Below are 16,241 nucleotides of genomic sequence, written 5' to 3' on the forward strand. Positions count from 1 at the left end.
TCCACGCCGATGATAGTGCGGATTGCCCGTGTGAAAGTAGGTAATCGTCAGGCTCCCCAGCAGCATCAGAAACCCCACCCCACAAAGGGTGGGGTTTCTGCGTTTACGCGCCGACCAGACCCGGCACACCGGCGGCAGGAACAGGCCGGGTGCAGCCCGGGACCAGCCCTGGTCCAGGTCACATATCACTCGTCACTGCCTGCCGGTCCGTAGTGTGTTCGCGTACCCCGTCAGCTCCAGACAGGCGCGCCCGAGATCAGCGCCATCGTGGCTCACCCGCGCCGCGCCTTCCCAGTACACCGCGCCGGTAGACTCCCGCGAGTCCAGTTCCTGGTCGTCCATCAGCGGATGGAACTGCCATGTCAGCGCAGGGTGTCAGTTGAACTTCATTGATCTGTCGTACTCTTCCCCGACAGAAAGCGCTGCGCAAGTCGCACCCAGTACGTTGAACCGATGGGGAGCAATTCATCGTTGAAGTCGTAACTGGCGTTATGCAGCATGCACGGGCCCGCACCGTGGCCGGCATCTCGGTGGCCGCCGTCGCCGTTGCCGAGAAACGCGTAACACCCTGGCTTCGCCAGCAACATGAAGGAAAAGTCCTCGGCACCCATCGTGGGTTCGACAGAGTCGTCGACGTTCTCTGCCCCGACGATCTCTTTCATAACGGCCGCCGCGAACTGGGCTTCTTCACTGCTGTTGATCGTGGGTGGGTAGTTCCGGTGAAAGTGCACGTCGGCCGAGCAATCGTAAGCTTCCGCCGTACTTTGAGCGATTTTGCGCATACGCGCTTCGATCAAGTCGAGCGTTTCTGTCGTAAACGTGCGCACTGTGCCCGCGAGCCACGCATCGTTAGGAACGACGTTGACCGCATCGCCGGCGTGAATTTGTGTGATTGAGAGCACGGCTGTATCGAGCGGCTTCTTGTTTCGCGTGATGATGCTCTGCAATCCGTTAGCGATCTGCACGGCGGTAAAGACCGGGTCACGGCCATTGTGCGGCAACGCGGCGTGCGAGCCGACGCCTTTGATCTCAATACGAAACTCGTTGCTGGAGGCCATAATGGGGCCTTCAGTCACGCCAAACTTGCCAGCAGGCATGCCCGGCCAGTTGTGGATGCCGAACACGGCATCAACCGGAAATTTCTCGAATAACCCGTCGTCGATCATCGCTTGCGCACCGGCGCCGCCTTCTTCCGCTGGCTGGAAGATGAATACGATGGTGCCGTCGAAATCGCCGTGCCTCGCAAGATGTCGCGCCGCGCCGAGAAGCATCGCTGTATGGCCGTCGTGGCCGCACGCGTGCATTTTCCCGTCGTTTTTCGATTTGTGTTCGAAACTGTTCAGCTCCTGGATCGGCAGCGCATCCATGTCGGCGCGCAGACCGACAGAGCGCGTACTGTTTCCGCGTCTGAGGACGCCAACTACGCCTGTCTTGCCCAATCCACGGTGAGTTTCTATGCCCCAGGATTCAAGCGTTTTGGCGACGAGATCAGCAGTCGCAGTTTCTTCGTAGCGCAGTTCGGGATGAGCGTGGATCGTACGTCGAAGATTCTGAATTTCTCCGTGAGCAGCTTGAATTTCGGGGATCAGTTTCATAATAGAGTGCCGATGTGCTTTCGCTTTTGACTTGCAAGGAATCGCTCGGGCGAGTTGCGCCCGGACGCAGTGCTAACGATTCTACGCCGAAGGCTTTTTGGCGGCAGCATGCAGGCAAGCGCCGACAGACGTAATAAAATCCGGCGTTACGCTGTGTTTTCCGTCCCCTGAATGGTTACTCAATGAACGCTCCGACTGAATTCGCTCGCGCAGTCTGTCCACACGACTGCCCCGACACCTGCGCGATGCGTGTAACAGTCGAGGACGGCCGGGCGGTCAAAGTGGTCGGCGACCCGGACCATCCGCCAACACAAGGCACACTGTGTACCAAAGTCAGTCGGTATGCAGAGCGAGTTCACCATCCGCACCGTCTGACAACGCCAATGAAGCGCGTTGGCCGCAAGGGCGAAGGGCGTTTCCAACCAATCAGCTGGAACGAGGCGTTTGAGCTGGGCGCGAAGCACCTGTCGGAAATAGCGCGGCGTGCGCCGGAGGCCATCCTGCCATACAGCTACGCCGGCACGATGGGCTTGGTCCAAGGCGACAGCATCGCTCAACGTTTCTTTCACAAGCTCGGCGCGTCGCAACTGGATCGGACGATCTGCGCAGCGGCCGGTGCCGCAGGCCTGAAATATACGTATGGTGCGGGCATCGGCATGCTCACCGAGTTCTTCGAGGAAAGCGAGGTCATCCTGATCTGGGGCTCGAATCCGATTGCGTCGAACCTGCACTTCTGGACACGTGCGCAGCAGGCCAAGCGCCAAGGCGCGCGGCTCATCGCGATCGACCCGTATCGCTCGCTGACTGCCGAGAAGTGCCATCAACACATTGCCCTGAAGCCCGGTACCGACGGCGCGCTCGCGCTCGGCATGATGAACGTGCTGATCTCCGAAGACCTGCTCGATCACGCTTACATTGCGGCGCACACACTGGGCTTTGCCGAGCTGAAAGCGCGGGCGCTCAGTTATCCGCCATCGCGCGTCGCCCAGATTTGTGGCGTCGACGAGCAGATTATCGTCGACTTGGCGCGACTTTACGGCAGCACGAAAAAGGCAGCGATCCGCCTGAACTATGGTCTGCAGCGAGTGCGCGGCGGCGGTAATGCCGTGCGCGCGATCGCGTGCCTGCCGTCGCTGACGGGCGCATGGCGCGAGCGGGCAGGCGGCGCCTTGTTGTCGACGTCCGGGTGGGCACCGGTCGATTTGCATGCATTGCAGCGTCCAGACCTTATGCCTGGCTGGCCGACCAAGCTGAGCCGCGTAATCAATATGAACGCAATCGGCGACGCATTGCTGCATCCGGGCGATGCCGCATTCGGACCAAAGGTCGAGGCGATCGTAGTCTATAACTCGAATCCCGTTGCCGTCGCGCCTGATTCGGAGCGCGTCGCAGCAGGGTTCGCGCGCGAAGATCTGTTCACGATCGTGCTCGAGCACTTTCAGACCGACACTGCGGACTATGCGGATTTGCTCCTGCCGGCCACTACGCAACTGGAGCATCTCGACGTGCACAAGTCGTACGGCCACACGCACGTCATGGTGAACTTGCCGGCGATTCCTCCGGTGGGCGACGCGCGGCCCAACACTGATATCTTTCGCGGCCTCGCACGTCACATGGGGCTTGACGAGCCGTCGCTGTTCGAAAGCGACGAAACCGTTGCGCGCAGCGCCTTGCGTTGGCAAGACAAGACGCTGGAAGGAGTCGATTGGGAATCGCTCAAACGCATCGGCTGGGCAAAGCTGAACCTTCCCGATGCGCCCTTTGCTGAGGGCGGCTTTCGCACGCCCTCGCGCAAGTGCGAGTTCTACAGTGAACGGCTCGCGCAGCAGGGGCTGGATCCGCTTCCGGATTACGTGCCGCCCTATGAATCGGCCGAGTCCGCGCCCGAGCTCGCCGCTCGGTACCCGCTTGCGATGATCTCGCCACCCGCGCGCAACTTCCTGAATAGCACGTTCGTCAACGTTGAAAGCCTACGCTCTACCGAAGGCGAGCCGCACCTCGACATCCATCCCTCAGACGCCGGATCGCGGAATATCGTCGACGGTGATCAGGTGCGCATTTTCAACGACCGCGGCTCGATGCAGGCGCGCGCTCGCGTCACCGACCGGGCGCGTCAAGGCCTCGTGGTCGGCCTGTCGATCTGGTGGAAGAAGCTGGCGCCCGATGGCCGCAACGCAAACCAGGTCACGAGCCAGGCGCTGACCGATCTTGGTGGGTCCGCAACTTTCTACGACTGCCTCGTCCAGGTCGAGCGCGTCTGAGGAACTCGCCCGCACCCCGTCAAGCCTCGTCACGAAGGCCTCAGAACGTTCGAGGCAGCAGTCTAACCACGCCGTCATTCGCCAATACCGCAGGGGTGCCCATGCTACGATGCGTTTTTAGCACGACCATTCGAAAATAAAGAAGGAGACGCTGCATGGATAAAATCTGGCTGAAATCTTACCCGCCCGGCGTTCCCGCAGAAATCGATCCAACCCGCTATTCGTCCGTAGCCGAACTACTCGAAGAGGCGTTCCGCGAGCACCGCGACAAGCCCGCGTTTGTCTGCATGGGAAAAGAGATCAGCTACGGCGAACTGGACGCGCTTTCGCGCAAGCTCGCCGCATGGTTTCAGTCGAAGGGTCTTGCGCGCGGCGCTCGCGTCGCGATCATGATGCCCAACGTGCTGCAGTACCCGGTGGCGATCGCAGCGATCTTGCGCGCGGGTTACGTGGTCGTGAACGTCAACCCGCTTTACACGCCGCGTGAGCTCGAGCATCAGTTGAGGGACAGCGGAGCGGAAGCGATCATCCTGCTCGAGAACTTCGCCGTGACGTTGCAGGCAGTGGTGCGCAATACCGCAGTGAAGCATATCGTGGTCGCGGCAATGGGTGATTTGATGGGCGTCAAAGGCGCGGTTGTGAACTTCGTCGTGCGCCAGGTGAAGAAGATGGTACCGGCCTGGAGTTTGCCCGGCCACGTCAAATTCAACGCCGCAATCGCGGAAGGCGAGCGCCAGACTTTCAAACCGGTTCAGCAGGGCCCTGACGACGTCGCATTCCTGCAGTACACCGGCGGTACCACTGGCGTGGCCAAGGGCGCGACCCTTCTGCATCGGAATCTGATTGCCAACGTGCTGCAATCGGAAATCTGGCTCGATCCGGTTCGCGCGAATCGCACGGACATCGAGCAGTTCATCACCGTTGTCGCGCTGCCGCTTTATCACGTCTTCGCGCTGACAGTGTGTGGGCTGCTGACGATCCGCACGGGTGGCTTGGGCGTTCTGATCCCGAACCCACGTGATATCCCCGGGATGATCAAAGCTCTGCAAGGCTATGCGATCACGACGATCCCTGCGGTCAACACGCTGTACAACGCGCTGCTGAACAGCCCCGACTTTCACAAGCTCGACTTTTCCAAACTGATCGCGGCCAACGGTGGCGGAATGGCGGTTCAGGAAGCTGTCGCCAAACGGTGGTTCGAGAACACGCATACGCCGATCATCGAAGGCTATGGCTTGTCCGAGACGTCGCCGTGCGTTACTTGCAACCCGGTTACGGTAACGGAATATAGCGGCACGATCGGTTTGCCGTTGCCGTCGACCGAAGTGTCGATTCGGGACGACGAGGGCAACGAGGTCCCGCTCGGGCAGCCCGGCGAGATTTGCATTCGTGGCCCGCAGGTCATGGCCGGCTATTGGAATCGGCCGGACGAAACGGCCAAGGTCATGACGTCGGACGGCTTCTTCAAATCGGGCGATGTTGGTTTTATGAACGAGCAGGGCTTTGTGAAGATCGTCGACCGCAAGAAGGACATGATTCTGGTTTCCGGCTTCAACGTTTATCCGAACGAGATCGAGGACGTAGTGGCGAGGCTCCCAGGCGTATTCGAGGTGGCTGCGGTCGGCGTGCCCGACCAGCATTCAGGTGAGGCGGTTAAGTTGTTCGTCGTCAGGAAAGACGACGCGCTCACCGACGCAGATATTTTCGCCTACTGCAAACAGCAGCTAACTGGCTACAAGCGGCCGAAAATCGTCGAATTCCGCACTGAGCTACCCAAGAGCAATGTGGGCAAGATCTTGCGTCGTGAGCTACGCGACGGGCGTGCATGAACGGAAGGCGCGTCGAGTTCGCGTACGTCCGAGGCTCCTAACGGGTTCTGGCTAGCAAAACTGAAAGGCCCGGCAGACGAGAAGTCTGCCGGGCCTTTATTTGCACCGTCACAAACGCAAAGCTGGCAAGCCTCGTGACCCGCCGGACCCATAAAAAAAGGCGCCCGAAGGCGCCTTTGAGGCAAAACTGCGTATTTACGACTTATTAGAACTTGTGGCGGATACCGACGCGAGCCGCGAGTTGGTTCTGGTTCGACGAGCCCGACAGACCGTTGATGCCAGCATGTGCTTCGGTCACACCAGTACCTGCTGCATTCAGTACTTCACCCGACGCGTGTTGGTACACACCAATCACGTACACGTCTGTACGCTTGGACAGGAAGTAGTCCACGCCGACCGCGCCTTGGTGGTACTGGGCACGCGATGCACCTTCGATGCTCGCGCCGCGCGTGTAGTCATATGCCGCGCCGACCAGCAGCGCCGGGGTCAACTGATACTTGAAGTTGATTTCCGCGTTGTTGAACGTAGCCGATTGACCTCTGACATTCGGCTGTGCGAACGCCGCGCCCAAGTTTGCGAAACGGATGTTCGAGTACGTCAGGCCAACCGTTGCGGCACCGAACGTGTATGCACCACCCGCACCGATTACCTGGTACGTGTTGGCAGACGTGTAGGCACCATAGACCGGCGAGGACACTGCGGTCGCCGGCGTAGCCGCCGTGCCGCCGTTGTTGAACAGGCCGCCCGAAGCTGCCGGCGTACGTGCGTTCAAGTAGCCGACGCCCAAGACCAACGGACCGTTGTTGTAGCCAGCGCCCAACGACCAGATCTGGTTCGAAGTAACGTTGCCAGCAACACCGCCGAAGCTGTACGTGCCGCCGAACTTCAGGCCGCCGTAATCCGCGCTCGTGTACTTGACCGTGTTGTTCGTACGGTATGCGTTGTTGAAGTTGTCGATGTCGCCCGGGTGAGCAGCGATGTAGCCGCCCCACTGGTCGCCCGCTTCCAGCGGACCAACGTAGTCGACGACGGAGTCGTACTGACGACCCAGCGTGACCGTGCCGAACTGGCTCGACAGACCGACGTATGCTTGACGACCGAACATCAGGCCGCCTTGACCCAGCCTGCCGTTGTTCACGTCAAAGCCGTTTTCCAACACGAACAGCGCCTTCAGACCGCCGCCCAGATCTTCCGTGCCGCGCAGGCCGAAACGCGAGCCTTGCATAACACCGCTGGACAGGTTGTACAGGTGCTTGCCACCCGAGTTGGTGTTGATGTTGAAGCCTTCGTCAATGATACCGTACAGGGTCACGCTGCTCTGAGCATGTGCGACGCCTGCGAATGCGCCCAGTGCTGCGAGAGCGAGAAGCGACTTTTTCATCGAATGATCTCCAAGGATTACGAATCTTTTGTACAAGGCGAATATTTATGTAGCGTTGAGGCCTTGCTTGTCCAACTTCGCGAGAAGTTGCACGTAATGTAACAAAACGGCTACATGGCACAAAGAAAAAGGAGGGCGTCCGGAAGGCTCCTGTTTCGTTTACGCAACATGATCTAAAATCGAAATCTTGATGTCGCCGAAGGCTGAATCGAAGCCCACCGGAGGCTGCGTTTTTCTCCGCAAAGCCTTGCTGCACGGGCAGCGCAAAGCGGGGAGCCAGTTGTCGAATCAGGGAGTGCCGAATGTTTCTGGACGAGTTGATTACTGAATTTGATCGGGGTTTACGCTCAATGACTGGCGTCTCACGTATGAGCCGTCCTTTGCCGGTCCCGCAAGAATCGGCGGCTTACGCTGAGGTGCCCGAACTGTCGCCGGCCGAGCGCGCTCACTCCGCGGGTCTCATGCGCGTGAATCACGTAGGCGAAGTCTGCGCACAGGCGCTCTACCAGGCGCAGAAACTCGCAACGCGGTCGTCATCGTTGCGGACCGTGTTCGATCGGGCCGCCGTCGAAGAAGAAGATCATCTCGCATGGACGGCCAAGCGTCTCGAGGCACTGGACTCGCGCCCGAGCCTGCTGAATCCGCTCTGGTATGCGGGCGCGCTCGCTATCGGCCTTGCAGCCGGACGCCTGGGCGACCGCGTCAGTCTTGGCTTCATGGCAGAGACGGAGCGCCAGGTCGAACAGCATCTGGATAGCCACATGGACCATTTGCCTGCCGCCGACCGCGAGTCGCGCGCCATTGTCGACCAGATGCGGGTCGACGAAGCCGAACACGGCAAGGCCGCGATGGACGCTGGCGGCATCGAACTGCCATTCCCGGCGCGCGCGTTGATGCGCGCGATGTCGAAAGTGATGACTCGTACCGCCTACTACATATAAGAGACCGCAGACGTCGGTTTGTCTGCTGCAATTGCTTCGAACTGCCGTAAGTGGGACGACGCCCAAGGTGTTGTCCCCGATCAGCCCCCGACTCCCCGCCGAACGCCTTCCAGCCGCCTGCCGTGATCGCTTACGATCCGTGCCTTTCGCTCGCACTTTTCACGTATCACCTTCACAAGCCGCAGTAGCTCGTTCATTTATAACGGTTTTCCGTTTTATGTCTGACTTGAACGAGTCGCGCTAAGTCCTTGTTCTAACAAACAAATTTCGCTGAAAAACCGTCTGTCTCCCTTGACCCCCGTTTAGCGTTCCTCTAAAGTGGGAGACAGTGTGAGAAAGTGTATTTTTGTGTGATCTGACACGCGGTTTCGGGTAGATTTTTAAGAATCGGGCAGCCGGCGCAACAGCGCCGGTCAAGAGGGAGAGCGAAGTGTTCCAAGGGGCGTCGGCGCTGACTCTCGATGCGAAAGGACGGATGTCAATTCCGTCCCGCTATCGAGATGCGCTGCAAACACAGGCAGAGGGCCGGGTGACGATCACCAAGCACCCGGACGGCTGCCTGTTGCTCTTTCCGCGCCCGGAATGGGAAATCTTCCGCGACAAAGTGGACAAGCTGCCCATGAACGCGGCCTGGTGGAAGCGCATTTTTCTCGGCAATGCAATGGACGTGGACATGGACGGCGCGGGCCGCGTGCTCGTGTCGCCGGAATTGCGCGCGGCCGGCACGCTGGAAAAAGAGGTGACGCTGCTCGGCATGGGCCGCCACTTCGAATTGTGGGACGCACAGATTTACGCCGCGAAGGAACAGGCGGCGATCGCCGAGGGCATGCCCGAAGCCTTAAAGAATTTCACGTTCTGATCGCGGCTTACATATATGGCACCTGCGATGAGAAACGAATTGCAGCATCGCACGGTGCTGCTGGAAGAAGCGGTCAACGCGCTGGTCACCCGCGCGGATGGCGTTTATGTGGACGGCACGTTTGGGCGCGGCGGTCACAGCCGGCTGGTGCTGGAGAAACTAAGTGAGTCGGGGCGGCTGATCGCTTTCGACAAAGACCCGCTCGCGATCGCCACGGCGCAGCAAATCGCTGATCCGCGCTTTGGCATCGTGCACGAGAGTTTTGCTTCACTGCGCGCCGCGATTGCGGAGCGCGGGATTGAACGGGTGTCGGGTGTTTTGCTGGATCTGGGCGTGTCGTCGCCGCAAGTCGACGACCCGGAGCGGGGTTTCAGTTTCCGCGCCGACGGCCCGCTCGACATGCGGATGGACCCGACGCGCGGCGAGTCTGCCGCTGAATGGCTGGCGCGGGCCACGGTGCAGGAACTGACGGAGGTGATACGAGATTATGGGGAAGAACGGTTTGCTTTTCAGATTGCAAAGGCGCTTGTTGCTCGCCGGGCAGAGTCCGACCGTCTTGGGCCTCTCGTCAGCACGGGCGAGCTTGCCCAAATCGTGGCTAACGTCGTCAAAACCCGTGAGAAGGGCAAGGATCCGGCAACCCGCACCTTTCAGGCTATACGGATTCACATCAATCAAGAGCTTGCGGAGCTGCAAGTCGTTTTAGAAGCAGCGTTAGCGCTGCTGGAGCAAGGGGGACGGCTGGTGGTCATCAGCTTTCATTCGCTCGAGGACCGGATCGTCAAGCGATTCATGCAGGCGCACGCAAGTACGCCTACGGTCGATCGTCGCCTGCCGATTCGTGCCGTCGACCTGCCGAGTCCCCCGCTCAAAATCATCGGCCGTGTGTTTGCTAGCGACGCTGAAGTCGCCGCGAACCCGCGCGCCCGTTCTGCCGTGATGCGCGTGGCGGAGCGAATCGCACCATGAATCGTCTCAATATCTTCCTGCTGATGATCGTGATGGGCTGTGCCTTGTCTGTCGTCAACGCAACCAATCAGCAGCGCCAGATCTTCATCCAGTTGCAGCGCGCGCAATCGCAGGAGCGCCAGCTGCAGCAGGACTATTCGCAGCTTCAATATCAGCAGAGCGCGCTTTCGAAAACGTCGCGCATCGAGCAGATCGCCACCACGTCGCTAAAAATGCAATCGGTCACCACCGGTCGCACGCAATATCTGACGCTCGATCCAGGCGCGGCGAAGGCTGAAGACGCGCCGATTCCGACTTCCGGTCCGGCGTCCGCGCCGGCAACGAGCCGCAGCGGAGGCGTGCGATGAAAAAATCGTCGGCTCGCAAGAGCGTCGCCTTCTCGGCGAACCCGATCCTCTCCGTGCGCTTGCCTATGTGGCGCTCGAAGCTTGTCGTGTTCCTGCTTTTCATGGCGTTCGTCGCACTGACCGCGCGCGCCTTCTGGATTCAGGGCCCCGGCAACGCGTTCTATCAGAAGCAGGGCGAAATCCGTTATCAGCGTCGGCTCGAACTTCCCGCCACGCGCGGCAAGATCCTCGACCGCAACGGTCTCGTGCTGGCCACGAGCCTGCCGGTGCGCGCCATCTGGGCGATCCCGGAATCGGTACCGGACGATCTCGGCGCCGAGAAGCTGGGCGCGCTCGGCAAACTGCTCGGCATGACCGACAAGGAATTGCGCAGGAAGCTCTCGGAAGACAAGAACTTCGTGTACGTCAAACGTCAGGTGCCGGTCGACATCGCCGAGAAGGTGAAGGCGCTCGACATCCCCGGCATTTACGCGCGCGACGAGTACAAGCGTTTCTATCCGGAAGGCGAGATCACCGCTCACCTGATCGGCTTCACCAACGTCGAGGACGAAGGCCAGGAAGGCGTCGAGCTCGGCGATCAGAAGCTGCTCGCGGGCATGTCGGGCAGCCGCCGCGTGATCAAGGACCGCATGGGCCACATCATCGAGGACGTGGACGAGCAGGTCGTGCCGCACAACGGCCAGGACGTGGATCTGTCGATCGACAGCAAGATCCAGTACATCGCGTACACGAACCTGAAGGCGGCGGTCGAGAAGTTCAAGGCGAAGGCCGGCGCGGCCATGGTGATCGACGTGCGGACCGGCGAAGTGCTCGCGCTCGTCAATTACCCCACATACAACCCGAACGACCGTTCGCACATGACTGGCGACCAGTTGCGCAACCGCATCCTGACGGACACGTTCGAACCCGGCTCGATCATGAAGCCGTTCACGGTCTCGCTCGCGCTCGATCTGCACCGCGTCACGCCGACTACACTGGTTGATACAGGCGGCGGCCGCTTCGTGCTTGACGGTGCGCCGATTACTGACGACAGCGCGTTCGGTGTCCTGACTGTCGGCGGCGTGATCCAGAAGTCGAGCAACATCGGCGCGACGAAGATCGCGATGCAGCTCAAGCCCGAAGAGATGTGGAATATGTACACGAGCATCGGTCTCGGCCAGGCGCCGAAGGTCGGGTTCCCCGGCGCGGCGGCGGGACGTCTGCGTCCGTGGAAAAGCTGGCGCCGCATCGAGCAGGCGACCATGTCGTACGGCTATGGCCTGTCGGTGTCGCTGTTCCAGTTGGGTCGCGCGTATTCGGCAATCGCGCACGACGGTCAGATCATGCCGGTGTCGATTTTCCGCACGCCTGGCGATCAGCCGGCGACGGGTCCGCAAATCTTCTCGCCGACCACCGCCCGCGAAGTGCGCGCAATGCTCGAAACGGTCGTCTCGCCGGGTGGCACGTCGCCGGATGCGGCTGTGCCTGGTTATCGCGTCGGCGGCAAGAGCGGTACGGCGTATAAGCACGGCCCGCATGGTTACGACCACTCGAAATATCGCGCGTCGTTCGTCGGCATGGCGCCCATGCCGAACCCGCGCATCGTCGTCGCGGTGTCGGTCGACGAGCCGACTGCGGGCAGCCACTTTGGTGGTCAGGTGTCTGGACCGGTGTTCTCGGGCATCGTCGGCGATACGTTGCGCTCGCTGAACGTGCCGCCGCAAATGCCGGTCAAGCAGATGGTGGTGTCCGACGATTCCGCGTCTGCCGCGCCTTCCGCAACGCCCGCGCCGTCCGCTGCGAAAAAGATCGCGACCAGCGCCGGCGCAAAGAAGATGACGATTTCCGCGAACGCGAAGAGCCATCCGGGAGTCGTTCGATGAGCGCGCTGCGTACCAATCATCCGGCGCATCGCGAGATCGCCGAAGCGTTGAGCTGGCTGCGCGCACGCGTGCAGCCAGGCGCGCATCTGCATGCCGACACGCGTTCGCTCGCAGCCGGCGACGCGTTCTTTGCGTACGCGGTGGATGGCGCAGACAACCGTCCGTTCATCGACAGGGCAATTGAACGCGGTGCTGCCGCCGTGCTCGTTCAGGCCGAAGGGTTCAACGGCGCGATCGATGCATCTACAACGCTTGCCGTGCCGGCGTTGAACGACCTCGCCGGTTCAATCGCGAGTGCCTGGTACAACGATCCGAGCGACAACATGCTGACGGTCGGCGTAACGGGCACGAACGGCAAGACATCGTGCAGTCAGTGGATTTCGGCGGCGCTGACTGCGCTCGGCACACGTTGCGCGATCATCGGCACGCTTGGCACCGGTTTGCCCGGGCAACTCGTGCACACCGGCTTCACGACACCCGACGCTCCGCAATTGCAGCGCAGTCTTGCGCAATTGCGCGATGCCGGCGCACGCGCAGTGGCAATGGAAGTGTCGTCGCATGCGCTGCACCAGGGGCGCGTGAACGGAACGGAGTTCGACATTGCCGTGTTCACGAATCTCACGCAAGACCATCTGGACTATCACCGCACGTTCGAAGCGTATGAAGCGGCGAAGGCGCGTCTTTTCGCATGGCCTGAACTGCGCGCGGCGGTGATCAATCGCGACGACGCGGCCGGCCGCCGTCTGCTTGCCAGCACTCAAGGTCATGCGCGCACCATCGCTTACGGCCTCGACTCCGCGCCGCACGGCGCGTCGCAAACTGCACTGCAAAGCGCGCCGCAAGCCGATGCTTGGTTGCTCGCGTCGAACGTGCGCGCCACCGCGACCGGCACCGCGTTCCATCTGAGCACGTCCGACTGGGGCAAGGCCGACGTCGAAGTGCAAACGCTCGGCGCGTTCAACGTGAGCAATCTGCTCGGCGTGCTCGGCGCATTGCTTGCCGCCGACGTGCCGTTCGACGCTGCGCTCGCCCAACTCGCGAAGCTCGAATCGGTGAATGGCCGCATGGAACGCCTCGGTGGCCGCTTGCAGAACGACGAGCCGCTCGTCGTGATCGACTACGCGCACACGCCAGACGCGCTTGAAAAAACGCTGGAAGCGCTGCGGCCGATGGCAACCGCGCGCGGCGGCGAACTGATTTGCATGTTCGGCTGCGGCGGCGATCGCGACGCGACCAAGCGCCCGCTGATGGGCGCAATCGCCGAGAAGATCGCGGACGGCGTCGTGGTCACGAGCGACAACCCGCGCAGCGAAGACCCGCAATCGATCATCGAGCAGATCGCAGCGGGAATGAAAGACGCGTCGAAAGCGCGCCGCATCGAAGACCGCGCGAGCGCGATCCTTCAGGCGATCCGCAGCGCCGCGCGCGAAGACGTCATCGTGCTGGCCGGCAAGGGGCACGAAGCTACACAGGAAATCATGGGCAAGAAGCGCGCTTTCTCCGATCAGGATCACGCCCGTCTCGCGCTCGCCGCGCGGGCGACGCAGGCACGCGGAGGTGGCGAATGAGCGGGCAAGGAAATGCGATGTTCTCGCTGCGTGAAGCAGCCGCGCTGATTCCCGGCGCCACGGTAGTCGGCGACGACAGCGTCACGTTTGAACGCGTGTCGACCGATAGCCGCAGTGCGGGTCCAGGCGATCTGTTCGTCGCGATCAAGGGCGAGCGTTTCGACGCGCACGACTTTCTCGCCGACGTCGCGGCGCGCAACGTGAGCGCGGCGCTCGTTTCGGGTACGCCGCAAGACTGGAGCGTGCCGGCGCTGCGCGTGACCGATACGCGCGTGGGATTGGGCGCGCTGGCTCGCGGCTGGCGTCGCAAGTTCAGCATGCCGCTTGTCGCCGTGACCGGCAGCAATGGCAAGACCACGGTCAAGGAAATGATCGCGTCGATTTTCGCCGCCGCCGTTGGGGCCGATGCACGGCTCGCGACTGCCGGCAATTTCAACAACGATATCGGCTTGCCGCTCACGCTGTTCCGTCTCAATGCCGCGCATCAATTGGCCGTGGTCGAACTCGGCATGAATCATCCTGGCGAAACGTCGCTGCTCGGCAAGATCGCCGAGCCGACGGTTGCGGTCGTGAACAACGCGCAGCGCGAGCACCAGGAGTTCATGGCGACCGTCGAAGCGGTGGCGCTCGAACATGCGAGCGTGATCCATGCGCTGAACCCGGACGGCGTCGCCGTCTTCCCCGCGGACGACGCTTACGCAAGTATCTGGCGCGTGGCCGCCACCGGCAATCGGATCGTCGACTTCGCGCTGAACAGCGAGGAACGCGCGACCGAAGCCGCCGTCACCGGCAGGTTCGACGGCAAGCTGCTCAGCATCGACACACCGCAAGGCCATGTCGAAATCACGCTGCAAGTGCTCGGCAATCACAACGCGCACAACGCATTGGCCGCGACATCGGCCGCCCTCGCCGCGGGCGTTTCGCTCGATGCGATCAAGCGCGGCCTCGAATCGTTCGACGCGGTGAAGGGCCGCTTGCAGGTCAAGCATGCCGCGCTCGGCACGCTGGCCGGCGCAACGGTAATCGACGACACGTACAACGCGAATCCCGATTCGATGCGCGCCGCGATCGACGTGCTCGCGTCGCACGCTTCGCCGCGCGTGCTGGTCATGGGCGACATGGGCGAAGTCGGCGACAACGGTCCCGAGTTTCACCGCGAGATCGGCGCATACGCGAAGGAACGCGGTATCGACGCGCTGTACGCAATGGGCGACGCCTCGCGCGACGCCTGCACCGCGTATGGCGCCAACGCGCATCACGTTGCCGACGTCGGCACGCTGGTCGCGCAATTGCAGCAGGCCGGCTTCGGCGCCGCTGCAACGCTTCTCGTGAAAGGCTCGCGCTTCATGCAGATGGAGCGCGTGGTGGACGCCGTTACGAGTCCACAACCCAACGCAGCGGGCAGTACGCCCGCCGCACACTGAAATAGAAGGACCGAAGCATGCTACTGGCGCTGGCGCAATGGCTGCAGAATGACGCAAGCTTCTTGCGCGTGTTCAGTTATCTCACTTTCCGCGCGGTGATGGCGACCATCACCGCGCTGCTGATCGGGCTCGTCTGCGGCCCGGCGGTGATTCGCAAGCTGACCGCCATGAAGGTCGGTCAGGCTGTCCGTAAAGACGGTCCGCAAACGCACCTCGTGAAATCCGGCACGCCGACCATGGGCGGTGTGCTGATTCTGCTCGGCATCGCCGTGGCCACGCTGTTGTGGGCGGATTTGACCAATCGTTTCATCTGGATCGTGATTCTGGTGACGTTCGGCTTCGGCGTGATCGGTTGGGTCGACGACTACCGCAAGGTCGTCTACAAGGACCCGCGCGGCATGTCGTCGCGCGAGAAGTATTTCTGGCAGTCGGTGATCGGTCTGTTCGCCGCGGTGTACCTCGCGTTCAGTGTGTCGGAGGCGAGCAATGTGCGCGTGTTCGACCTGTTCATGGCGTGGGTGCGCAGCGGCTTGTCGATGGGCTTGCCCGCGCGTGCCGACCTGATGTTGCCGTTCGTCAAGTCGATCAGCTATCCGCTCGGCGTGTGGGGCTTCATCGTGCTGACGTATCTGGTGATCGTCGGCGCGAGCAATGCGGTCAATCTCACTGACGGGCTCGACGGCCTCGTGATCATGCCGGTCGTGCTGGTCGGCGCGTCGCTCGGCGTGTTCGCATACGTGATGGGCAGCTCGGTCTACTCGAAATACCTGTTGTTCCCGCATATCGCCGGCGCGGGCGAATTGCTGATTTTCTGTTCGGCAATGGGCGGCGCGGGGCTCGCGTTCCTCTGGTTCAACACGCATCCGGCGCAAATGTTCATGGGCGATGTCGGCGCGCTCGCGCTCGGCGGCGCGCTCGGCACCGTCGCGGTCATCGTGCGTCAGGAAATCGTGCTTTTCATCATGGGCGGCATTTTCGTCGCGGAAACGCTCTCCGTGATGTTGCAGGTTGCGTGGTTCAAATTCACCAAGCGCCGTTTCGGCGAAGGGCGGCGTCTCTTCAAGATGGCGCCGCTGCATCACCACTTCGAATTGTCGGGTTGGAAGGAGACGCAAGTGGTCGTGCGCTTCTGGATCATCACGTTGATGTTGTGTCTGTTCGGATTGTCCACGCTCAAGTTGCGTTAAGCAGGTATTAGGGGAAGC

General features: G+C 61.5%; 12 protein-coding genes and 1 pseudogene. 10 read left to right on the plus strand and 3 right to left on the minus strand.

What is annotated here, in order from left to right; translation table 11 throughout:
- Nucleotides 1-192: 192 nt before the first annotated feature.
- Both JMY24_RS33285 and JMY24_RS33290 read right to left on the minus strand, forming a co-directional pair.
- Nucleotides 193-366: pseudogene (locus JMY24_RS33285) on the minus strand (lipocalin family protein); the annotation flags it as partial.
- Nucleotides 367-386: 20 nt separating this feature from the next.
- Nucleotides 387-1,595, minus strand: coding sequence for a M20 aminoacylase family protein (locus tag JMY24_RS33290; RefSeq protein ID WP_128595875.1), 1,209 nt, complete (start codon nt 1,593-1,595; stop codon nt 387-389).
- Nucleotides 1,596-1,777: 182 nt separating this feature from the next.
- Between JMY24_RS33290 and JMY24_RS33295 the strand changes: the two genes are divergently transcribed.
- Entirely contained in the window at nt 1,778-3,856 is a 2,079-nt protein-coding gene (locus tag JMY24_RS33295) for a molybdopterin-containing oxidoreductase family protein (RefSeq protein ID WP_128595874.1), read from the plus strand.
- Nucleotides 3,857-4,011: 155 nt separating this feature from the next.
- Nucleotides 4,012-5,685 carry a long-chain fatty acid--CoA ligase gene (locus JMY24_RS33300; protein WP_128595873.1) on the plus strand — a complete coding sequence of 558 codons (1,674 nt, stop codon included), beginning with the start codon at nt 4,012-4,014 and terminating at the stop codon, nt 5,683-5,685.
- A 205-nt stretch (nt 5,686-5,890) separates the two neighbouring features.
- Here the strand turns inward: JMY24_RS33300 and JMY24_RS33305 are convergent, their stop codons facing one another.
- Nucleotides 5,891-7,066 (minus strand): porin, encoded by a 1,176-nt coding sequence (locus tag JMY24_RS33305; protein ID WP_128595872.1) that lies wholly within the window; start codon nt 7,064-7,066, stop codon nt 5,891-5,893.
- A 302-nt stretch (nt 7,067-7,368) separates the two neighbouring features.
- Here JMY24_RS33305 and coq7 point away from each other — a divergent pair, with 302 nt between their 5' ends.
- The 8 genes from coq7 to mraY all read left to right on the plus strand — a co-directional run bounded on the left by coq7 (nt 7,369) and on the right by mraY (nt 16,223).
- The gene (coq7, locus tag JMY24_RS33310) at nt 7,369-8,007 is read left to right on the plus strand and encodes a 2-polyprenyl-3-methyl-6-methoxy-1,4-benzoquinone monooxygenase (RefSeq protein ID WP_128586229.1); all 639 of its coding nucleotides are present in this window, start codon (nt 7,369-7,371) and stop codon (nt 8,005-8,007) included.
- Between the two features lie 430 nt (nt 8,008-8,437).
- Entirely contained in the window at nt 8,438-8,866 is a 429-nt protein-coding gene (mraZ, locus tag JMY24_RS33315) for a division/cell wall cluster transcriptional repressor MraZ (RefSeq protein ID WP_027802334.1), read from the plus strand.
- A 15-nt stretch (nt 8,867-8,881) separates the two neighbouring features.
- Nucleotides 8,882-9,835, plus strand: a complete 954-nt coding sequence (gene rsmH / locus JMY24_RS33320) for a 16S rRNA (cytosine(1402)-N(4))-methyltransferase RsmH (protein WP_201703667.1) — start codon at nt 8,882-8,884, stop codon at nt 9,833-9,835.
- Nucleotides 9,832-10,182, plus strand: coding sequence for a cell division protein FtsL (gene ftsL / locus JMY24_RS33325; RefSeq protein WP_128586231.1), 351 nt, complete (start codon nt 9,832-9,834; stop codon nt 10,180-10,182). The genes rsmH and ftsL overlap by 4 nt, the downstream gene beginning before the upstream one ends.
- On the plus strand, nt 10,179-12,044 hold the full coding sequence (locus JMY24_RS33330; RefSeq protein WP_128586232.1) for a peptidoglycan D,D-transpeptidase FtsI family protein: 1,866 nt from the start codon (nt 10,179-10,181) through the stop codon (nt 12,042-12,044). The genes ftsL and JMY24_RS33330 overlap by 4 nt, the downstream gene beginning before the upstream one ends.
- Complete coding sequence (locus tag JMY24_RS33335; protein WP_201703669.1) at nt 12,041-13,612, plus strand: UDP-N-acetylmuramoyl-L-alanyl-D-glutamate--2,6-diaminopimelate ligase; 1,572 nt, start codon at nt 12,041-12,043, stop codon at nt 13,610-13,612. The genes JMY24_RS33330 and JMY24_RS33335 overlap by 4 nt, the downstream gene beginning before the upstream one ends.
- A complete protein-coding gene (locus tag JMY24_RS33340) occupies nt 13,609-15,036 on the plus strand; it encodes a UDP-N-acetylmuramoyl-tripeptide--D-alanyl-D-alanine ligase (protein ID WP_128595870.1) in 1,428 nt (475 codons plus the stop codon). Before JMY24_RS33335 ends, JMY24_RS33340 begins: the two co-directional genes overlap by 4 nt.
- A 17-nt stretch (nt 15,037-15,053) precedes the next feature.
- Nucleotides 15,054-16,223, plus strand: a complete 1,170-nt coding sequence (gene mraY, locus JMY24_RS33345) for a phospho-N-acetylmuramoyl-pentapeptide-transferase (protein ID WP_020071217.1) — start codon at nt 15,054-15,056, stop codon at nt 16,221-16,223.
- Nucleotides 16,224-16,241: the final 18 nt, after the last annotated feature.

This window comes from Paraburkholderia kirstenboschensis, from assembly GCF_904848585.1.
In the GTDB taxonomy this organism is placed as follows: Bacteria; Pseudomonadota; Gammaproteobacteria; order Burkholderiales; family Burkholderiaceae; genus Paraburkholderia; species Paraburkholderia kirstenboschensis.